We start from the raw sequence: 20,418 nt of genomic DNA, 5'->3' as shown, positions 1-20,418 counted from the left end.
TCAACTGTAGCTGATCCTACCTCCGTCAGCCCGCCCACCGCCCGGGCATGACCAGGCGGATCGAAGTCAGAAGTCCATTTATTCCAAAGCCATCGATTTCCTGGAACGACTGGGCAAGCTGTCAGATCGCTCTTTAGTGGCACGATGCAACAAAGAAACATTGTAATCGTAGGTAGATATCAACGGCATTGGCCCCTCGTTCCGAGCCATCTCGAGCCATTGCCTTGTTCGTTCAACGTCAAAGAATTCGTTCTTGAACTTCATCTTCGCAACAAGGTTCGCTGAAACCCTAAAGTGCCCACACCCGGCCGAGCATTTGATCTCTGACCAGCATCCAATGATGTGAGCGATTTTAGAGGCAGCCTGGCAGATTAAGCATTGCATGTTCGATCTCCTTTTCGATGACCTACCTACTGTAGCCGAACACCGGCCAAGACTCCCTCCATGCCCACAAAAAACAAACTCGCCCTGAAGCAGCAGCGCGCCGAGCAGGTCAATCAGGCGATCCATATCATCGTCGGCCACGGTCGCCGGCTCTTCTACGACGAAGTCACGAACCGTTACGCCAGCATGGAAGTCGATCAGCGTGGCAAGGTCTGGCTGATCGACGACTACACCGGCAAGCGGATCTTCATCCATGAAACGGTTTGGGGAGGAAAGTGGCGGGGGTTCATCAGTCACGGAGGCACGCTGAAGGAGACCAAGATTTCGACGTACGTTTTAACGTACAAAAAAAACGTGGCTGCTGGTGGTTTTCAACAGAGCTCGCTGGAACGAAAAAAGACGCCGAAGCCTCTTTTTTCAATACTGCTCCCTTATCAACGCGCAAAAAAAAGCGCCACTCAATGAGTGGCGCTTTTTCTATATTTGGAGCGGGAAACGAGACTCGAACTCGCGACCCCGACCTTGGCAAGGTCGTGCTCTACCAACTGAGCTATTCCCGCGTCTTGGTGTGGCGCATTCTATAGAATCCAGATGCCCCGTCAACCCCTTGATTCAAAAAAGTTTATTTCTTTTCCACGTCGGTCTTCAGATGCGGCCAGGCAGCCCGCAAATACTGGACCATGGACCACAACGTCAGGCCCGCGGATATCAGCAGCAAGGCGTAACCCAGCAGCACCCAAAACGTGAAATCCGACGGATTGGCCAGCAGGATCACCAGCGCCAGCATTTGCGCGGCGGTCTTCCATTTGCCCAGGTTCGACACCGCGACGTGAGCGCGGGCGCCGAGTTCGGCCATCCATTCGCGAAGTGCCGAGACGACAATCTCGCGACCGATGATCACGGCGGCCGGCAGCGTGAGCCACAGGTTGCCATGTTCTTGCACCAGCAATACCAGCGCAACGGCGACCATCAGCTTGTCAGCCACGGGATCGAGGAAAGCCCCGAACGGTGTGCTTTGTTCCAGTCGGCGGGCCAGATACCCATCCAGCCAGTCTGTGGCAGCGGCAAATGCGAACACCGAGGCGGACGCCAGGTAGCTCCATTGGTACGGCAGGTAGAACAGTAAAATGAAGATCGGAATGAGCAGGACGCGTAGTACGGTAATCAGATTAGGGATATTCATCGGCACAACTGGCTACGAGGTGAGGGGGCATTCTACTCGCTGTGCAGATTGGCATAAATCAACTCTGCGAGCTTTTTACTGATCCCGGGTGCTTTGGCGATCTCTTCGATGCTGGCACGAGACAGCTCCTGCAATCCACCAAAATGTTTCAACAAATCGCGGCGACGGGTCGGTCCGACACCGGCGACGCCCTCCAGTGTAGACGTGCGGCGAGTTTTGCCACGACGGGCGCGGTGCCCGGTAATCGCGAAACGGTGAGCTTCGTCGCGTATCTGCTGGATCAAATGCAGCGCGGGGGAATCACCGCGCAAGGTGAATTCGTGGGCAGCATCATTCAGATACAGAGTTTCGAAACCGGCCTTGCGCGTGGCGCCCTTGGCCACGCCCAGCAGAATCAGATCAGGTACGGCCAGTTCATTGAGCACGTCGCGGGCCATGGACAACTGCCCCTTGCCACCGTCCACCAGCAAAATGTCCGGTAGCTTGCCCTCCCCATCCTTCAGTTTGCTGAAGCGTCGGGTCAGGGCCTGGTGCATCGCGGCGTAGTCATCACCCGGGGTGACGCCTTCAATGTTGTAGCGACGGTAGTCGGACTTGATCGGACCTTCGGGGCCGAACACCACGCAGGAGGCCACGGTCGCTTCGCCACTGGAGTGACTGATGTCGTAACACTCCAGGCGCTGTGGTGGCTCATCCAGGTTCAACACTTCCGCCAGGGCATCGAAACGTGCAGCAACGTGTTGACGGTTGGCCAGTCGCGCTCCCAGGGCCTGCTCGGCATTGGTGACCGCCAACTGTTGCCAGCGTGCTCGCGTACCACGAACCCTATGACTGATGGTCAATTCGCGACCGCGCAGCTCATCGATGGCCGCGATCAGTGTCGGGAAGTCTTCGTGAACCACGTTGACGATCAGTTCGCTCGGCAAGTCGCGCTCGGGACTGCTGATAAAATACTGGCCGAGAAACGCCGCCATGACTTCAGAAACATCCTCTTCAATACCCACCTGAGGAAAGAAGTTCTTGCTCCCCAGCACCCGCCCGCCACGCACACTGATCAAATGAACGCAGGCACCACCCGGATTGACAAACGCTGCGATCACGTCGACATCGCCCGTCCCGCCTTCCATGCTCTGCTGGTCCTGGACCCGGCGCAGTAATGAAATCTGATCCCGCAACTCGGCCGCACGTTCGAACTCGAGATTGATCGCCGCCTCTTCCATTCCTGCGGACAATTCATCCGTCAACGCATTGCTGCGCCCCTCGAGGAACATCACCGAGTGCCGCACATCTTCGGCATACACCTCGGGCTCCACCAACCCGACACAGGGCGCCTTGCAGCGTTTGATCTGGTATTGCAGGCAAGGACGCGTGCGGTTCTTGTAATAGCTGTCTTCGCACTGACGAACAAAAAATGTCTTCTGCAGCAGGCTCAGGCTTTCGCGAATGGCGCCGGCGCTGGGGTAAGGGCCGAAATATTTGCCCTTGGCCTTTTTTGCACCGCGATGGATGCTCAAGCGAGGGAACTGGCCATCCGAGAGAAAGACGTAGGGGTAGGATTTATCGTCGCGCAGCAGGATGTTGTAGGGCGGACGCCACTCCTTGATTAGCGTCTGCTCAAGCAACAAGGCTTCGGTTTCATTGGCCGTAATCGTCGTTTCGACCTGAGCGATACGCGCGACCAACGCCGCGGTCTTGGGCGCAAGACCGGATTTGCGGAAGTAACTCGACAGGCGATTCTTGAGGTTCTTGGCCTTGCCGACGTAGAGCAGGCGTGCCTCGCTGTCGAACATGCGATACACACCGGGACGCCCACTGACCGTCGACAGAAAGGCGCTTGGATCGAAGACTTCAGTCATTTTCAGAGACTGGCATCGACCATGCCGTGACGAACCGCCAACAGCGTCAACTCGACATCGCTGCTGATCGAAAGCTTTTCGAAAATGCGGTAACGGTAAGTGTTCACGGTTTTTGGCGACAGACACAGTTTGTCGGAAATGATCTGGACCTTCTGACAGCCGACAATCATCAGCGCGATTTGGATTTCCCGCTCCGACAAGGCGTCGAAAGGCGAATCATTGGTCGGCTGGAAGGATTTGATCGCCAGTTGCTGTGCAATTTGCGGACTGATATAGCGCTGCCCGGCAAACACCAGGCGGATGGCCTGGACCATTTCCGGCAATCCGGCGCCCTTGGTCAGATAGCCCGCGGCCCCGGCCTGCAACAACCGAGTCGGAAACGGATCCTCCTCGCACACGGTGACCGCGACGACTTTGATATCCGGATGACTGCGCAATAATTTGCGCGTGGCTTCAAGACCGCCGATGCCGGGCATCTTGACGTCCATCAGTACCACATCCGGTTTCAACTCACGCGCCTTGAGCAGGGATTCTTCGCCTGACTCAGCCTGGCCGACTACTTGCAGGCCATCGATGTCAGCCAGCATTCGTGTAATGCCTGTACGAACGAGATCATGATCATCGACTACTAGCACCCTAATCAAGCAGACACCTCGCGAAATGGTCTTATTGGGTTGCCGACACCTTAGCAAAAAGCAACTGGCAGACCTAGCGGCAAGCGTCATATAAAAAGTTTCAATACATCTTGAAAGGCTTGTCGTAAGCGTGTTTCAGCCGGGCGAGGCATTGATATCACGCTGCATTCTCAGGAAACATTCGTCCGTGCCGACCACCTTCAGGCCCTTTCTTTCATACAACGCTTGCGCGGGATTGTTTTCAAAAACCGTCAAACGCAATGCCGGACGCCGTTCCTGGCACGCCATGGCGAATACCTGATCAATCGCCCAGGAACCGGCGCCCTGCCCTCGAAACGCTTCGAGGACGTGCAGTTCGCGGACGTACAGGGCTTGGGCGTCACGACTCAGACTGAAAAAGCCCAACACGGTACTGCCACTTACAATCAACCAGTTCTTGCGCCCGGCCCAGCCAACATCGAACCCTTCGTCCTGCCACAGCAGATCGTGCTGAATGTAATAGCGGAGCATGTTGTTGCGGGTCAGTTCACGAGCGAAGTCGAGGTCCCGGGATGTCGCCGGACGTAATTCAAATACCATCACCCCAATGCAACCTCCACTAATTGCCCTTTCCAGCCGTCAGCGTTGCGTCGAGCAACGACCATCAGGTTACCGGTTCCGGGGGCAGACGCAATCAGCGAGCCGTCCGACGCCCAGATCGCGCTGCGTCCTGCCGATTCCCAGCCACCCGTTGCACCGCCATGGTTGGCCATCAGGACCGCCATCGAATGAGTGCTGGCGTAGCCTTGCAACAACGCGGTATCCGGGGCGTAGCCGTTTTCCGTGATCAGCACGCCCGCCGCATAGAGATCGGCGCCCTGCTGCGCCGCTGCGGCGGCATGACTGGCGTGAGAGAAATCCGCGCACACCGCCAACGCGACCGTATCGGCACCTAGGGTCAGGGTCGAACCGCCGGATCCCGGTGCAAATGCAACCTCCTCGCCTGGATGCAGATGTTGCTTGCTGTAGATCCCGAGCGATCCATCAGCGCCCAACACCAGCGCCCCAATCAATACTGGCGAATCTTCCGACAGCCGAATCGGCATCCCGACGACAGTCGTCACACCGACTTCCCGCGCGAAATCCCGCAGCGGTTGCAGCACCTCGGCGTCTGGCGCAATGGCCAATTCAGCCGCAAGTCCACGCTCGTACCCGGTCAGCGATAACTCCGGGAACACCAGCAACTGCACGCCCTGCTCCGCGGCAACTTGCATGAAGCGCTGATGCCACACAATGTTAGCGGCAAGGTCACCGGCGATGGAGATCGATTGAGCAGCGGCGATGATCAGTGTCGTCATGGTTCGTCCTTGTGACGTTGTACATAAGCGAAGCACAAAGTGTGTCACAACCGGCGACGCACTCAAGCGATAGAAAATGCCGTCGGTGATCGATAGCATTTTCTGATTGAATCCGTGTACCGGCCTCTAGTAAGCTCGGCGCATTCATCGGAGAAGACCATGTCCAACGCCCTCTCACAGCTTCGTACCGTCAGCGCCTTGCGCTCGGTGTCGGCTGCCCGGGCGAATGACGTTTGTGCTCCGGTCAGCTTTTATTTTGGGTATTGGTTTAGCCACTGGCGCGCCTGATACCCACACGGCGCCCACTTTAAACGGGTCGCCACCAGAGAATTCTCAACCCCCGGTCGGCTTCCCGACCGGGGGTTTTGTTTTTTCAGCCCCGCACATTTTTAGCGACACACCAGACAACCAGAGGATTCAACAATGAACTACGCCACTTATTACCGTTACGACAGTTTTACCGCCTGGCGATTTAGCAGCCTCCGCTCGGGACAGCCTGCCGCCTCCGATCGGTCACCCACAGGTGGCAAGCACACACACGCAGCCAATCCGGCCAATTGTCGAACACCCCAGTAGGGCCGAGCGCGCGGGAACGAACCCGCCGCCAGCCCAGGAAGCCCGAATATGAACTCGTCCGTCTCTGCTCTGCCGCTGTCCACCTTGAGCCCTGCCAATGAAGCGCTGACCCTGCGTCTGCCCAGCTCATTGCAACTCAAACAGCAACTGCCACTCAGCAACGCCCTGACCCAGCAAGTCGCCGCCCACCGCCAAGCGGTTCGCGCGATCCTCAACGGTGAAGACTCCCGTCTGCTGGTCATCGTTGGCCCCTGCTCGATTCACGATCCTCAGTCCGCCCTCGAATACGCCGGCAACCTCGCCCGCCTCGCCGCCGACGTCAGCGATGAAATGCTGCTGGTGATGCGCGCCTACGTCGAAAAACCCCGCACCACCATCGGCTGGAAAGGCCTGGCCTACGATCCACACCTGGATGGCAGCGACGACATGGCCGGCGGCTTGACGCTGTCCCGCGAGTTGATGCGCGAAATGCTCCGTCTGGGACTGCCGATTGCCACCGAACTGCTGCAACCGATGGCTGCCGGCTACTTCGACGATCTGCTGAGCTGGGTCGCCATTGGCGCTCGCACCACCGAATCGCAGATCCATCGGGAAATGGCCAGCGGCCTGAGCATGCCGGTCGGCTTCAAGAACGGCACCGATGGTGGTGTCGGTGTGGCCAGCGACGCCATGCGCTCTGCTGCCCATCCGCATCGCCATTTCGGTGTCGACAGCCAGGGTCATCCGGCAATCATTCAGACGCCGGGCAATCCCGACACCCACCTGGTGCTGCGTGGCGGACACCGTGGGCCGAACTACGACCGCGACAGCGTCGCCCGGGTGAACAGCGATTTGACCAAACTGAAGATCCCGGCCCGGATCATGGTCGACTGCAGCCATGCCAACAGCGGCAAAGACCCGTTGCGTCAGCCAGCGGTGTTTAACGATGTGCTTGAACAGCGCCTGCAAGGTGATCGATCACTGATCGGCATGATGATCGAGAGTCACCTGTTCGAAGGCTGCCAACCGCTGAGCCCGTCAATGCGTTACGGCGTGTCAGTCACGGACGGCTGCCTTGGCTGGAGCGGGACGGAATTGTTGTTGCGCCAGGCCGCCGATCGGCTCAGAGCGCAGAGCAGGGATCAACAATCGGCGTGAGCCACACCCATCGTCCAGTCCTCCCATTGAGGACTGGACGTCGGAATCGAGACACGATTAACAGGCAAAGGGTGTTCCCTGAGTAGGCCATCGCAGGAAAACGCTCTGTTACAGATAAAAAGATGTCCAAATATTCCGAACAAGACCTCATCTACTTTCGAACTTTCGTACGTTTTCTATTCCGTTTTCATCAGGTTACAGCGGCTTTTTCATACAACGCCGAACAGCGGGTGTGCTTTAGAGTGAGCCCATCAACACACCTCTGAACGACTGCGAAAAAGGAAAGAACATGCTACGGAATGCAACTACTCAGTATCCGATCCTGTTGGTCCACGGGCTCTTCGGCTTCGATCGCATCGGCAAGATCGAACTCTTTCATGACGTCAAGCAGGCGCTCAGGAGTGCAGGCGCAAGAGTGTTTATCCCGTACGTGTCGGCTACCCATAGCAATGAAGTTCGAGGCGACCAACTTCTGGCGCAGATCGAACGGGTACTGGAGGGAACCGGTGCAAACAAAGTCAACCTGATCGGCCACAGCCAAGGCGCACTCGCTGCACGTTATGCGGCAGCGACAGCGCCGGAAGCAATCGCTTCGGTGACGTCCGTCAGCGGACCGAATCACGGCTCGGAACTGGCTGACTTCTTGCGCAAGGCGCTGACACCCGGGCGCCTGCCGGAACACGTCGCCGAGACGGTTGCAACGTTGTTTGCAGACTTTCTATCGTTGCTCAGCGGCCACCGTCACCTGCCGCAGAACGCCATCGCCGCGCTGAATGCCCTGACCACCGAAGGTGTAGGCGCGTTCAATGACAAATACCCCCAGGGATTGCCGAAAACCTGGTGTGGCAAGGGTCGCGAACGGGTCGACGGCGTACGTTACTACTCCTGGAGCGGCACCCTGCAGGGCGACATCCTCGACAAAGGGCTTGATGCTCTGAGTCCGTTGCACGGGTTCCTCCGCGCCTTTTCCCGATACTTCACCACCGAGCCCGAGCAGAACGATGGCCTGGTTGGCCGCTACAGCTCCCACTTGGGCAAAGTCATCCGCTCCGACTACCCGCTGGATCATCTGGACAGCCTCAGCCAGACTGCCGGTCCGCTGCGCAAGGGCATCGACCCGATTGACCTGTATGTGCAGCATGCGGAGCGCCTGAGAAATGCAGGCCTATAAAGGAATACCGTACCGGCCTGCATAGTCTGTACGGAACTTTGAGAAGAAATAGACCACTGAATCCGGTAGGCTCCGCACTTTACTGAACATTGAAAGGAGTATTTCACCATGGCTAAAGCCACTGCCCGTCACATCCTCGTTGCCAGCGAAGCCAAGTGCAACGAATTGAAAACCCAGATCGAAGGCGGCGCTGATTTCGCCGAAGTCGCCAAAGCCAACTCCACTTGCCCGTCCAGCCGCCAGGGCGGTGATCTGGGTTCGTTCGGTCCAGGCCAGATGGTCAAGGAATTCGACGCCGTGGTCTTCAGCGCACCGATCAACGTGGTGCAAGGCCCGGTCAAGACCCAGTTCGGTTACCACCTGCTGGAAGTGACCAGCCGTCAGGACTGATCAAGTCTTAAGTTTTCTGCTCAACGGCCCGCCTTTTGGTGGGCCGTTGTGTTTCGGATACGTGATACGAGTGGCGAGGGACGCGCCGCTAGCGTACAAATTGCGGTTATTGACCACCCGGCTCTAAGGCTGACAATGCGACTGGCTTTCCCTACTTTATTGTTCACGGCCGTGGCCCTGTTGTTGAGCGTCACCGGTGTGAATGCAGCACCGCAACATGCGTTGACCGTGTACGGTGAACCGGCGAAGTATTCTGCTGGCTTTAGTCATTTTGCCTACACAAACCCGCAAGCCCCCAAGGGTGGCACGATGCGCCGCTCGGCTGTCGAAATCGGTCATTTCGATCATATGTTGCCCTACATCGATAAAGGCATTGGCGTCACACAGATCGACGGCCTGCTTTACTCGCCCCTCGCCCAGCGTTCGCTGGACGAGCCTTACACCGTGTACGGCCTGGTGGCTCAGAAGATGGAGCGCTCGGACGACGGTTTGTTTCTGCGCTTCTATCTGAACCCCAAGGCCCGTTTCGCGGACGGCAAACCGATCACGGCCGAAGACGTTCGTTACACCTTCGACCTGTTGATGACTCAGGGCAGCCTGCGTTATCGCACCCAATTTGCCGACGTCAAAGGCGTCGAAGTGGAATCACCTCTAACGGTTCGGTTCGACTTGAAAAGTAATGAAAACCGTACCCTGCCCCTCGATATCGCGACCTTGCCGGTGCTTCCCGAGCATTGGTGGAAGACTCGCGACTTCGCCAATGGTGGCGGTTACGAGCCACCGCTGGGCAGCGGTCCTTACAGGGTGAGCAAGGTCGACTCCGGTCGCAGTATCACCTTCGAGCGCAATGCCGATTGGTGGGGCAAGGATTTACCAGTCAGCCGCGGCCTCTACAACTTCGATCGTTTCAGCATCGAGTACTTCGGCGATACCGACGTCGCCCGTCAGGTCCTGCGCGGCGGAGCCTACGACTACAACCGAGAATTCTCCGCCACCGCTTACTCCATTGGCTACGACAGCCCGGCCCTGAGTGACGGGCGATTGCAAAAGGCGCACCTGGCAACGCAAGCGCCCCAAACGGCTCAGGGCTTTGTGTTCAACCTGCAAAACCCGCTGTTCCAGGACCGTCGAGTGCGTCAGGCACTGGCCATGCTCTGGGATTTCGAGTGGAGCAACCGGCAGATGATGCGCGATATGTACATCCGCCAGCAGAGTTACTTTTCCAACACCGACCTCGCCGCCCGACACCTGCCGGACGCCGGCGAACTGGCGATTCTCGAACCACTGCGCGGGCAGATCCCCGACGAGGTGTTCACCCAGGTTTTCCAGGCACCGAAAACCGATGGCAGTGGCGTGATACGCGACAAACAGTTGCAGGCACTCGATTTGCTCGAACAGGCCGGCTGGAAACCCGATGGCGATCAACTGGTCAACGCCGAAGGCAAGTCATTGAGTTTCACTTTCCTGGTCAGCCAGAACGGCATGGACCGATTGCTGCTGCCTTATAAGCGCACCCTGAAACAGATCGGCATCGACATGAACATCCGCCGCATCGACTCGTCCCAATACGTGAATCGCCTGATGAGCCGCGATTACGACATGATCGTCACCGGCTACCCGGTCACGACGTCGCCCGGGGGTGAACTGCTCAATTACTTCGGCTCGGTCTCGGCCAACGACCCTGGCGCCAATAACTACATGGTGTTGAAAAATCAGGCGGTCGACACACTGATCACCGGGCTGGTTCGCGCCACCACCCAACCCGAAATGCTGCACTACGCCCACGCGCTGGACCGGGTGCTGCAATGGAACTACTACTGGATTCCCAACTATTACCCGCCGGGCAGCTCCACCGTGTGGTGGAATCGTTTCGGCAGGCCCAACGAGCAAGCGAGCAATGACGAAGCCATCGAGAGCTGGTGGGAAATCAGCACCACGCCACTGACCAACCAACAGATGACCGCTGAGCAAATCAGCCGTGGCAAACCCGGAGGGCCGCACTGATGTGGGCTTACATACTACGGCGTCTGCTGCTGATCATTCCGACGCTGGTGATCATTCTTCTGGTCAACTTCATCATCGTCCAGGCCGCGCCGGGCGGCCCGGTGGAACAGGCCATCGCGCACTTGCAAGGCATCGGCGGCGCGAGTGTCGGCGGCGGTTCCGGCGAACGCATGTCCGGCACCTCCCGATCCAGTCGCGGCCTCGACCCGCAACTGATCAAGGACATCGAAAAGCAATACGGCTTCGATAAACCAGCGCACGAACGCCTGTGGTTGATGCTCACCAGCTACGCGCGCCTGGACTTCGGCAAGAGCTTTTTCCGTGGCGCGACCGTCACCGACCTGATCCTGGAAAAAATGCCGGTGACCATTTCCCTTGGGCTCTGGGCGACGCTGATCACCTACCTGGTGTCGATTCCTTTGGGCATCCGCAAGGCCGTGCACCACGGCAGCCATTTCGATATCTGGAGCAGCACCGCGATCGTCATCGGCTATGCCATGCCGGCGTTCCTGTTCGCGATGTTCCTGATCGTAGTCTTCGCCGGCGGTACCTCGCTGAACTGGTTCCCGGTGCGCGGGCTGGTCTCGGACAATTTCGAATCGCTGTCGACCGTGGGCAAAATCGCTGATTACTTCTGGCACCTGGTATTGCCGGTGACCGCGCTGGTGATCGGCGGGTTCGCCACGCTGACCATTCTGACCAAGAACTCCTTCCTCAATGAAATCACGCGCCAGTACGTGGTCACCGCCCGTGCCAAGGGTCTGAGCGAACGCCGAGTGCTCTACGGTCACGTGTTTCGCAACGCCATGCTGCTGGTGGTCTCGGGGATTCCCCAGGCGTTTATCAGCGTATTTTTCGCCGGCTCCCTGTTGATCGAAGTGATCTTCTCCCTCGACGGACTGGGTCGCATGAGTTACGAGGCCGCGGTTTCCCGGGACTATCCGGTGGTATTCGGTTCGCTGTTCATCTTCACGCTGTTCGGACTCTTGATAAAAATTGTCGGTGACCTCTGCTACACCCTCGTCGACCCGCGTATCGACTTCGCCTCGAGGAGCGCCTGATGTTCAAGCTCTCGCCGTTAGGTCGTCGTCGTTTCGAGCGTTTCAAGAAAAACCGTCGCGGCTGGTGGTCGCTGTGGCTGTTTGTCGGCCTGTTCCTGTTGACCCTCGGTGGTGAGCTGATCGCCAACGACAAACCGCTGATCGTCAGCTACCAGGGCTCCCTCTACTTCCCGGCCCTGAAGCGTCATACCGAGCAGGAATTTGGCGGGCAGTTGCCGTTCCAGGCGGACTACCGCAGCGATTATGTGCAAAAGCTGATTCACCAGGACGGTGGCTGGATGTTGTTCCCGCCAATCCCCTTCAGCGACGACACGCCGAACTATGACCTCAACCAACCCGCGCCCAGCCCTCCGACGAAGGTCAACTGGCTGGGCACCGACGATCAGGCGCGGGACGTGTTGGCCCGAGTGATTTTCGGGGCGCGGGTGTCGATCCTGTTTGCCTTGATGCTGACGTTTGTCAGTGCACTGATCGGCATCGCTGCCGGTGCCCTGCAAGGCTACTACGGCGGCTGGGTCGACCTGATCGGTCAACGGTTGCTGGAGGTTTGGTCGGGGCTGCCGGTGCTGTATCTGCTGATCATCCTGTCGGGTTTCGTCGAGCCTAATTTCTGGTGGCTGCTGGGGATCATGGCGCTGTTTTCCTGGCTGGCCCTGGTGGACGTGGTGCGCGCCGAATTCCTGCGCGGACGCAACCTGGAATACGTCAAAGCCGCCCGTGCGCTGGGCCTGACCGACCGCAAAGTCATCGTCCGCCACATCCTGCCCAACGCGATGAACGCGACCCTGAGCTACCTGCCGTTCATTCTGACCGGAGCGATCTCCACCCTCACCGCGTTGGACTTCCTCGGTTTCGGCATGCCTGCCGGCAGTGCATCGCTGGGCGAGTTGATCGGTCAAGGCAAGCAGAACCTGCAAGCGCCGTGGTTGGGATTGACGGCATTTTTTACCCTGGCGCTGATTCTTTCTTTATTGGTGTTTATTGGCGAGGCGTTGCGTGATGCCTTTGATCCCCGATCGTGATGCGGACTACCGATATGAGTAACAACCTGATCGAAATCCGTGACCTGCGCATCGCCTTCAGTGGCCAGACCGTGGTGCGCAATCTGTGCCTGGACATCCGCCCCGGTGAATGCCTGGCACTGGTGGGCGAGTCGGGCTGCGGCAAATCGGTGACCGCTCACTCGATCCTGCAACTGCTGCCCGAGACCGGCACCGAAACCACGGGCAGTATCCGCTATCGTGGCCGGGAGCTGGTCGGCGCTTCGTCCAAGGTGCTGCGAGAACTGCGGGGTAACCGCATCGCGATGATCTTCCAGGAGCCGATGACCTCGCTTAATCCGCTGCACAGCATCGAAAAGCAGATCGGCGAAACCCTGTTGCTGCACAAGGGCCTGGCCGGTAAAGCGGCGCAAGCACGGATACTCGAGTTGCTGCATCTGGTCGGTATTCAGAAGCCCAAAGAGCGGCTCAAGGCCTACCCCCATCAATTGTCCGGTGGCCAGCGGCAACGGGTGATGATCGCCATGGCCCTGGCCTGCGAACCGGAGCTGCTGATCGCCGACGAGCCGACCACAGCGCTCGACGTGACAGTGCAGCGCAAGATCCTGCTGCTGCTCAAATCCCTGCAACAGCGTCTCGGCATGTCGCTGCTGCTGATCAGCCACGACCTCAATCTGGTGCGCAGCATTGCCCAACGAGTCTGCGTGATGAAGGCCGGAGAAATCGTCGAACAGGCACCTTGCGAAACCTTGTTTACCGAACCGAAACATCCTTACAGCTGCGTCTTGCTGAATGCCGAACCGGAAGGTGAAGCGCTGCCCCGGGACGAGCGCGAGAACGTGCTTGAGGTAGATGACTTGCGGGTGCAGTTCGCCCTCAGTGGCGGGCTGTTTCAGCGCAAGACTTACCTGAAGGCCGTGGACGGCATCAGCCTGAACATTCAACGCGGCAAGACGCTGGGCATTGTGGGCGAATCCGGCTCCGGCAAGTCGACGCTGGGTCAAGCAATCCTGCGTTTGCTCGACTCCGAAGGCAGCATTCGCTTTCAGGGTGAGGCGCTGGACGGCCTGACGCAGAAACAGCTGCGGCCGTGGCGCAAAAAAATGCAGGTGGTGTTCCAGGACCCCTTCGGCAGCCTCAGCCCGCGGATGTCCGTGGCGCAGATCATCAGCGAAGGCCTTGAAGTCCATAGCCAGTTGACGGCTGACGAATGCAAAGCCGAAGTGATTCGGGCACTGGAGGAAGTCGGCCTCGACCCGCAAAGCCGTCATCGCTACCCGCACGAGTTTTCCGGCGGCCAACGCCAACGCATCGCCATCGCCCGGGCGCTGGTGTTGAAACCGGCGCTGATCCTGCTGGACGAACCGACCTCGGCACTGGATCGCACGGTGCAAAAACAAGTGGTCGCCCTGCTCCGCCAGCTACAGGAAAAACACGGCCTGACCTACCTGTTCATCAGCCACGACCTGGCAGTGGTCCGTGCCCTGGCTCACGACATGATCGTGATCAAGGACGGCAAAGTCGTGGAAAGCGGTGCCAGCCACGACGTATTCGATTCGCCGCAGCATCCGTATACCAAAGAGCTGTTGGCGGCGGCGCATCCGGGTTAAGACTTAAAACCGCGGCGCGGCCTTCGCGAGCAGGCTCACTCCCACATTGGAATGCATTTCAAACTGTGGGAGCGAGCCTGCTCGCGATTAGGCCCGCACAAGCAATACACATTCAGGATCTGTGTTTATGAACACCACCGAAAGCCTCAAGGACTACCAGCGCGTTCGCCTGCTGGCGATACGTTCATTGTTCGAGATCATCGAGCAGTCCAGCGAAGGCACGGTGATTGTCGACCGCGATGCGAACATCGTCTGGATGAACGAGCGCTATGCCCGACGCTTCGGCCTGGAATCGGCGGAAGTGGCGATCGGCAAGGCCTGCGAAAGCGTGATCCCCGGCAGTCTGTTGCGCGAGGTGGTGCGCACCGGTCGGCCGATCTTGCTCGACATGCAGGACACCCCCAAAGAACCACTGGTGGTGATGCGCCTGCCGATTCACGACGACGCCGGCGTGGTGATCGGCGCCATCGGGTTTGCGCTGTTCGACGAGTTGCGCAGTCTCTCGCCGATGCTCAAGCGCTACATGAGCATGCAGGAAGAACTGGCGTCCACCCGCTCGCTGTTGCGAGCGCGGCAGACCAAGTACAACTTCGCCCACTTCATCGGCACCAGCGCCGCCAGCCTCGAAGTCAAACGCCGCGCCCGACGCAGTGCCAGCGCGGAATCCCCGGTGTTGCTGCTCGGTGAAACCGGCACCGGCAAAGAGTTGCTGGCCCAGGCGATCCACGGCGCTTCGCCGCGCGCGCACAAAGCCTTCGTCAGCATCAACAGCGCGGCGATTCCCGAATCGTTGCTGGAGGCGGAATTCTTCGGCACCGCGCCCGGCGCGTTTACCGGTGCTGATCGCAAGGGTCGCACCGGCAAGTTGCAGATTGCCCAGGGCGGCACACTGTTTCTCGATGAAATCGGTGACATGCCGTTGCCACTGCAAAGCAAATTGCTGCGGGTACTGCAGGAGAAAGAATTCGAGCCGGTGGGTTCCAACGAAGTGATCCAGAGCGATGTGCGGGTGATTGCCGCGACCTCCACGGATTTGGAAGCGGCGATCAAACGCGGTGAATTTCGCGCCGATCTGTATTACCGCCTCAATGTGCTGCCGATCCAGGTCCCACCGCTGCGTGATCGACTCGACGATCTTCCGGCTCTCAGTGAAGCCATTTTGGAAGAACTGCGCAGTCAGCACGAATTGAACCGCGAAGCGCTGGAACTGCTGGGACAACATGCCTGGCCGGGGAATATTCGTGAACTGCGCAACGTACTCGAACGCGCCGCACTGCTCAGTGATGACCTGATGCTGAATGCCGCAGATATCCGCGCGGCGATTGGTACGTTCACACCGGTAGAGCGCGTGGCGCCTGTAACGATTGAGCCGGTTGCGCATGAGACTTTCAGTGAGGCTCGAGAGCGGTTTGATCGGCAGCTGATTGAGGCCACCCTCGTGCAATGCGGCGGGAAGGTTGTTGAAGCGGCGGCGCGGTTGGGGCTGGGGCGGTCGACGTTGTACAAGAAAATGGTGGCTCTGGGGATTGCAGAGTCTCTATAACGAGACATATATCTCCACTTGTAGACAGAACATCGTCGGAACGCCGCCCGGAGCAAGCTCGCTCCCACAGGTTGACTGAGTTGCGCGCAAGAATGCGGTCAAATGTGGGAGCGAGCTTGCTCGCGATGAGGCCGGCATTACCGACACAAGTCTCAAACTAGAGACACCCAGCTGAAACTCAACTCAAAAATCCTACATATATCCTTATATTTCAACAGCTTGCGTGTCTGGCACGAAACTCGCTAAAGCCTTCTCCCACCAAGATCCACCCTAAAAAAATAACAATCCAGGAGACACACCATGAGTGTGATCATTGCCTTGGCAGCTCTCACGCTGCTAATGCTCGCGGCTTACCGTGGCTACAGCGTTATCCTCTTTGCCCCGATTGCCGCCCTCGGCGCCGTTCTGCTCACCGACCCTTCCGCTGTCGCCCCCGCTTTCACCGGGGTGTTCATGGAGAAAATGGTCGGCTTCATCAAACTGTATTTCCCGGTGTTCCTGCTCGGTGCAGTGTTCGGCAAGCTGATCGAGCTGTCGGGCTTTTCGCGCTCCATCGTCGCAGCGGCGATTCGCCTCCTCGGCACGAGTCAGGCGATGCTGGTGATCGTACTGGTCTGCGCCCTGCTGACTTACGGCGGCGTGTCGCTGTTCGTAGTGGTGTTCGCGGTCTACCCGTTTGCTGCTGAAATGTTCCGCCAGAGCAATATTCCCAAACGACTCATCCCGGCGACCATCGCCCTCGGTGCCTTCTCGTTCACGATGGACGCCCTGCCCGGCACCCCGCAAATCCAGAACATCATCCCCAGCACCTTCTTCAACACCACCGCCTGGGCCGCGCCCTGGCTGGGCTTGATCGGCGCGATCTTCGTGGTCTGCGCCGGCATGCTGTTTCTGCAGCGCCAGCGCAACAAGGCCCAGCACGCCGGTGAAGGGTATGGCACCGATCTGCGCAACGAGCCGGAAACCGCTGCCGACATCAAACTGCCCAATCCGTGGATCGCCGTGTCGCCGCTGCTGGCCGTCGGCATCATGAACCTGCTGTTTACCCAGTGGATTCCGCAGTGGTACGGCAAGACCCACAGCCTCGCGCTGCCGGGCATGGCCGCGCCGGTGACCACCGACATCGCCAAACTCACGGCGATCTGGGCAGTTCAGGCAGCCTTGCTGGTCGGCATCATCATGGTACTGGTGTTCGGCTTCCAGGCGATTCGCGGCAAGTTGGCCGAGGGCAGTAGAAGTGCGGTCAGCGGTTCGTTGCTGGCGGCGATGAACACCGCGTCGGAGTACGGTTTCGGTGCGGTGATCGCCTCCTTGCCGGGCTTCCTGGTGCTGGCCGACTGGCTCAAAAGCATTCCCAATCCGCTGGTCAACGAAGCGATCACCGTGACCCTGCTGGCCGGCATCACCGGTTCTGCGTCGGGCGGTATGAGCATTGCGCTGGCGGCCATGGCCAATGACTTCATCGCAGCGGCCCATGCGGCAAACATTCCGCTGGAAGTGCTGCACCGGGTGGCCGCGATGGCCAGTGGCGGCATGGACACCCTGCCGCACAACGGCGCGGTGATCACCTTGCTGGCGGTCACCGGCCTGACCCACCGCGAAGCCTACAAAGACATTTTCTGTATTACGCTGATCAAGACCCTGGCGGTTTTTGTGGTGATCGGTACTTTCTACGCCACTGGCATTGTGTGAGGTATTCATGACGACTCTTTCGGGCAAGACTGCACTGGTCACCGGTTCCACCAGCGGCATCGGCCTGGGCATTGCCCTCAGCCTGGCCAAGGCTGGCGCCAATCTGATCCTCAACGGTTTCGGTGATGCGTCCAAGGTGATTGCCGAGGTGGAGCAATTCGGTGGCAAGGTTGGCCATCACCCGGCCGACGTCAGCGACCCGGCGCAGATCGCCGATATGATTGCCTACGCCGAGCGTGAGTTCGGCGGTGTGGACATCCTGGTCAACAACGCCGGTATTCAGCATGTGGCGCCGGTGGAGGATTTCCCGGTGGAGCGCTGGGATTCGATCATTGCGATCAACCTGTCGTCGGTATTCCACAGCACCCGCTTGAGCCTGCCAGGCATGCGCGCCAAGGGCTGGGGACGGATCATCAACATCGCCTCGGTGCACGGTCAGGTCGGCTCGGTGGGCAAGGCGGCTTATGTCGCGGCCAAGCATGGCGTCATCGGCTTGACCAAGGTGGTGGGCCTGGAAACGGCGACCACCAACGTCACCTGCAACGCCATCTGCCCAGGCTGGGTACTGACGCCCTTGGTGCAGAAGCAGATTGATGACCGCATCGCCAAAGGGATCGACCCGCAGCAGGCGCAGCATGATTTGCTGGCCGAGAAGCAGCCGTCGCTGGAGTTTGTGACGCCGCCACAATTGGGCGAACTGGTACTGTTTTTGTGCAGTGAGGCCGGTAGCCAGGTGCGTGGCGCGGCGTGGAATATCGATGGTGGGTGGTTGGCGCAGTAACCCACCGATGATCGTTCCCACGTCGAGGCGTCGAACCGTCCGCGTGGGAACGATCTGAACGAGAGAACAACAAGAAGAGGCAAGCCATGTCCGACATCCTCTGGCAACCCAGCGCCAAGCGCATCGGCAAGACCCGCATGGAGGCTTTCCGGCGCTTCATCAATCAGCGACACAACCTCCACGTCGACGACTACCCTGCCCTGCATCAATGGTCCATCGATCAGCGTGAAGCGTTCTGGCAGGCCATCGTCGATTTCTTCGACATCCGTTTCCACGATCAACCGGACGCTGTGCTGGTGGAGGGCGCGCAAATGCCCAGCGCCCAATGGTTTCCCGGCGCTACCTTGAACTTCGCCGAACACCTGATGCGCCGTCGCGACGATGCCGTAGCGGTCATTGCCATCGGCGAGAACGGCCAGCGTGAACACCTGACCTGGGCAGAACTGGCCGAGCATGTCGCCGGGTTTCAGAACAGCTTGAAAGCCGCCGGTGTCGGCCTCGGTGACCGCGTCGCGGCGTGCATGCCCAATACCTGGCAAACCCTCGTGGCGATGCTCGGCACCACCAGTTTGGGAGCGATCTGGTCCTGCTCCTCACCGGACTTCGGCACCCAGGGCGTAATCGACCGTTTCGGCCAGATCGAGCCCAAAGTGCTGATCACCTGCGCCGGTTACCGCTATGCCGGCAAGGACATCGACCAGACCGCCAAGGTCAATGAAATCCTTGAACGCTTGCCGTCCTTGCATCAGTTGATTGTCGTGCCTTACGCCCGACCGCAAGCGCGCATCGAACATTTCCACACCCGAGCCAACGTGACGCTCTGGGATGATTTCTACGACGTGGGTGGCGAACCGGATTTCGTCCCGGTGCCCTTCGCGCATCCGCTGTACATCCTCTATTCCAGCGGCACCACCGGCGTGCCGAAATGCATCATTCACAGCACCGGCGGTGTGTTGCTACAACACGTCAAGGAACATGGACTGCATTGCGACCTCGGCCCCGGCGACCGGTTGTTCTACTACACCACTTGTGGCTGGATGATGTGGAACTGGCTGGTCTCGGCGCTGGCCGTGGACAGCGCAGTGGTGCTGTACGATGGCTCGCCGTTTCATCCCGCCTCCGAGCGCCTGATCGACCTGATTGACGACGAATGCATCAGTGTCTTCGGCACCAGCCCCAAGTACCTTGCGACCCTGGAAAGCAGCGGCATCAAACCTCGCGAAAGCCATGACCTGAGCAGCCTCAAAACCCTGCTCTGCACCGGCTCCGCGTTGTCGCCGCAGAGTTACGACTACGTCTACCGCGATTTCAAGGCTGACCTGTGCCTGGCCTCGATGTCCGGCGGCACCGACATCGTTTCATGTTTTGTGAACAGCAATCCGCTGCAACCGGTACACCGTGGCGAGATACAAGGCAAAAGCCTGGGCATGGCGGTGGAAGTCTGGAACGACAACGGCCAGCCGGTGATCGGCGAAAAAGGTGAGCTGGTGTGCACCCGGCACTTCCCGGCAATCCCCATCGGGTTCTGGAATGATCCTCAGCAGGAAAAGCTCCGCGCCTCGTATTTCAGTCAGTTCCCCGGGGTCTGGGCCCAAGGCGATTACGCTGAACAATTGCCCCATGGCGGGATGATGATCCACGGACGCTCCGACGCCGTGCTCAACCCCGGCGGCGTGCGCATCGGCACCGCGGAAATCTACCGCCAGGTGGAGAAAGTCCCGCAAGTGCTGGACAGCGTGGCCATTGGTCAGCAGTGGCAGGATGACGTGCGGGTGGTGCTGTTCGTGCGGTTGCGCGAGGGCGTCGAACTGGACGAAGCGCTGCAACAACAGATTCGCCAGGTCATCCGCGCCAACACCACACCGCGGCATGTGCCGGCGAAGATTGTCGCGGTGACCGATATACCGCGCACCATCAGCGGCAAAATCGTGGAACTGGCGGTGCGCAACGTGGTGCACGGTGAGAAAGTAAAAAACACTGATGCCTTGGCCAATCCCGAAGCGCTTGAGCAATTTCGGGATCGGCCGGAACTCGACACTTAAACGATCATGCAGGTG

General features: G+C 59.1%; 17 protein-coding genes and 1 tRNA gene. 12 read left to right on the top strand and 6 right to left on the bottom strand.

All coding sequences use genetic code 11. The annotated features are described in order from the left end of the window. Nucleotides 1–444 precede the first annotated feature (444 nt). A complete protein-coding gene (locus ACYZTZ_RS10585; protein WP_461998134.1) occupies nucleotides 445–849 on the top strand; it encodes a hypothetical protein in 405 nt (134 codons plus the stop codon). A 19-nt stretch (nucleotides 850–868) separates the two neighbouring features. Here ACYZTZ_RS10585 and ACYZTZ_RS10580 read toward each other — a convergent pair. The 6 genes from ACYZTZ_RS10580 to ACYZTZ_RS10555 all read right to left on the bottom strand — a co-directional run bounded on the left by ACYZTZ_RS10580 (nucleotide 869) and on the right by ACYZTZ_RS10555 (nucleotide 5,395). Beyond that, nucleotides 869–944 (bottom strand) — tRNA-Gly (locus tag ACYZTZ_RS10580). Between the two features lie 62 nt (nucleotides 945–1,006). After that, complete coding sequence (gene pgsA / locus ACYZTZ_RS10575; protein ID WP_008150904.1) at nucleotides 1,007–1,567, bottom strand: CDP-diacylglycerol--glycerol-3-phosphate 3-phosphatidyltransferase; 561 nt, start codon at nucleotides 1,565–1,567, stop codon at nucleotides 1,007–1,009. A 32-nt stretch (nucleotides 1,568–1,599) separates the two neighbouring features. Further along, complete coding sequence (gene uvrC / locus ACYZTZ_RS10570) at nucleotides 1,600–3,423, bottom strand: excinuclease ABC subunit UvrC (protein WP_056741535.1); 1,824 nt, start codon at nucleotides 3,421–3,423, stop codon at nucleotides 1,600–1,602. Between the two features lie 2 nt (nucleotides 3,424–3,425). Then, nucleotides 3,426–4,067 (bottom strand): response regulator transcription factor GacA, encoded by a 642-nt coding sequence (gene gacA / locus ACYZTZ_RS10565; RefSeq protein WP_008015884.1) that lies wholly within the window; start codon nucleotides 4,065–4,067, stop codon nucleotides 3,426–3,428. 126 nt (nucleotides 4,068–4,193) lie between these two features. Next, nucleotides 4,194–4,637: a GNAT family N-acetyltransferase gene (locus ACYZTZ_RS10560; RefSeq protein WP_461998133.1), complete on the bottom strand. Its 444-nt coding sequence runs from the start codon at nucleotides 4,635–4,637 to the stop codon at nucleotides 4,194–4,196. Beyond that, nucleotides 4,637–5,395: a carbon-nitrogen hydrolase family protein gene (locus tag ACYZTZ_RS10555; protein WP_461998132.1), complete on the bottom strand. Its 759-nt coding sequence runs from the start codon at nucleotides 5,393–5,395 to the stop codon at nucleotides 4,637–4,639. The genes ACYZTZ_RS10560 and ACYZTZ_RS10555 overlap by 1 nt, the downstream gene beginning before the upstream one ends. Before the next feature lie 624 nt (nucleotides 5,396–6,019). On the opposite strand from ACYZTZ_RS10555, the gene ACYZTZ_RS10550 reads away from it, so the two are divergent. The 11 genes from ACYZTZ_RS10550 to ACYZTZ_RS10500 all read left to right on the top strand — a co-directional run bounded on the left by ACYZTZ_RS10550 (nucleotide 6,020) and on the right by ACYZTZ_RS10500 (nucleotide 20,403). Beyond that, the gene (locus tag ACYZTZ_RS10550) at nucleotides 6,020–7,108 is read left to right on the top strand and encodes a 3-deoxy-7-phosphoheptulonate synthase (protein WP_461998131.1); all 1,089 of its coding nucleotides are present in this window, start codon (nucleotides 6,020–6,022) and stop codon (nucleotides 7,106–7,108) included. Nucleotides 7,109–7,397: 289 nt separating this feature from the next. Further along, nucleotides 7,398–8,279: a lipase family alpha/beta hydrolase gene (locus ACYZTZ_RS10545; RefSeq protein ID WP_461998130.1), complete on the top strand. Its 882-nt coding sequence runs from the start codon at nucleotides 7,398–7,400 to the stop codon at nucleotides 8,277–8,279. 108 nt (nucleotides 8,280–8,387) lie between these two features. Then, on the top strand, nucleotides 8,388–8,669 hold the full coding sequence (locus ACYZTZ_RS10540; protein WP_056741530.1) for a peptidylprolyl isomerase: 282 nt from the start codon (nucleotides 8,388–8,390) through the stop codon (nucleotides 8,667–8,669). 135 nt (nucleotides 8,670–8,804) lie between these two features. Continuing rightward, a complete protein-coding gene (locus tag ACYZTZ_RS10535; protein WP_461998129.1) occupies nucleotides 8,805–10,673 on the top strand; it encodes an extracellular solute-binding protein in 1,869 nt (622 codons plus the stop codon). Then, nucleotides 10,673–11,734: a microcin C ABC transporter permease YejB gene (locus ACYZTZ_RS10530; protein WP_461998128.1), complete on the top strand. Its 1,062-nt coding sequence runs from the start codon at nucleotides 10,673–10,675 to the stop codon at nucleotides 11,732–11,734. Before ACYZTZ_RS10535 ends, ACYZTZ_RS10530 begins: the two co-directional genes overlap by 1 nt. Beyond that, complete coding sequence (locus tag ACYZTZ_RS10525) at nucleotides 11,734–12,756, top strand: ABC transporter permease (protein WP_046048461.1); 1,023 nt, start codon at nucleotides 11,734–11,736, stop codon at nucleotides 12,754–12,756. The genes ACYZTZ_RS10530 and ACYZTZ_RS10525 overlap by 1 nt, the downstream gene beginning before the upstream one ends. A 14-nt stretch (nucleotides 12,757–12,770) precedes the next feature. After that, nucleotides 12,771–14,345, top strand: coding sequence for an ABC transporter ATP-binding protein (locus ACYZTZ_RS10520; RefSeq protein ID WP_461998127.1), 1,575 nt, complete (start codon nucleotides 12,771–12,773; stop codon nucleotides 14,343–14,345). Between the two features lie 127 nt (nucleotides 14,346–14,472). Then, nucleotides 14,473–15,888: a sigma-54 interaction domain-containing protein gene (locus ACYZTZ_RS10515; RefSeq protein WP_461998126.1), complete on the top strand. Its 1,416-nt coding sequence runs from the start codon at nucleotides 14,473–14,475 to the stop codon at nucleotides 15,886–15,888. A gap of 300 nt (nucleotides 15,889–16,188) precedes the next feature. Continuing rightward, nucleotides 16,189–17,580, top strand: a complete 1,392-nt coding sequence (locus tag ACYZTZ_RS10510; protein ID WP_046048463.1) for a GntP family permease — start codon at nucleotides 16,189–16,191, stop codon at nucleotides 17,578–17,580. A 7-nt stretch (nucleotides 17,581–17,587) separates the two neighbouring features. Beyond that, nucleotides 17,588–18,361: a 3-hydroxybutyrate dehydrogenase gene (gene hbdH / locus ACYZTZ_RS10505; protein ID WP_461998125.1), complete on the top strand. Its 774-nt coding sequence runs from the start codon at nucleotides 17,588–17,590 to the stop codon at nucleotides 18,359–18,361. A gap of 86 nt (nucleotides 18,362–18,447) precedes the next feature. Then, nucleotides 18,448–20,403, top strand: a complete 1,956-nt coding sequence (locus ACYZTZ_RS10500) for an acetoacetate--CoA ligase (protein ID WP_461998124.1) — start codon at nucleotides 18,448–18,450, stop codon at nucleotides 20,401–20,403. Nucleotides 20,404–20,418 lie beyond the last annotated feature (15 nt).

This window comes from Pseudomonas sp. LB3P58 (assembly GCF_054897895.1).
Note: the sequence above shows the minus strand (reverse complement) of the source record. Positions and strands in the feature narration are given on the sequence as shown.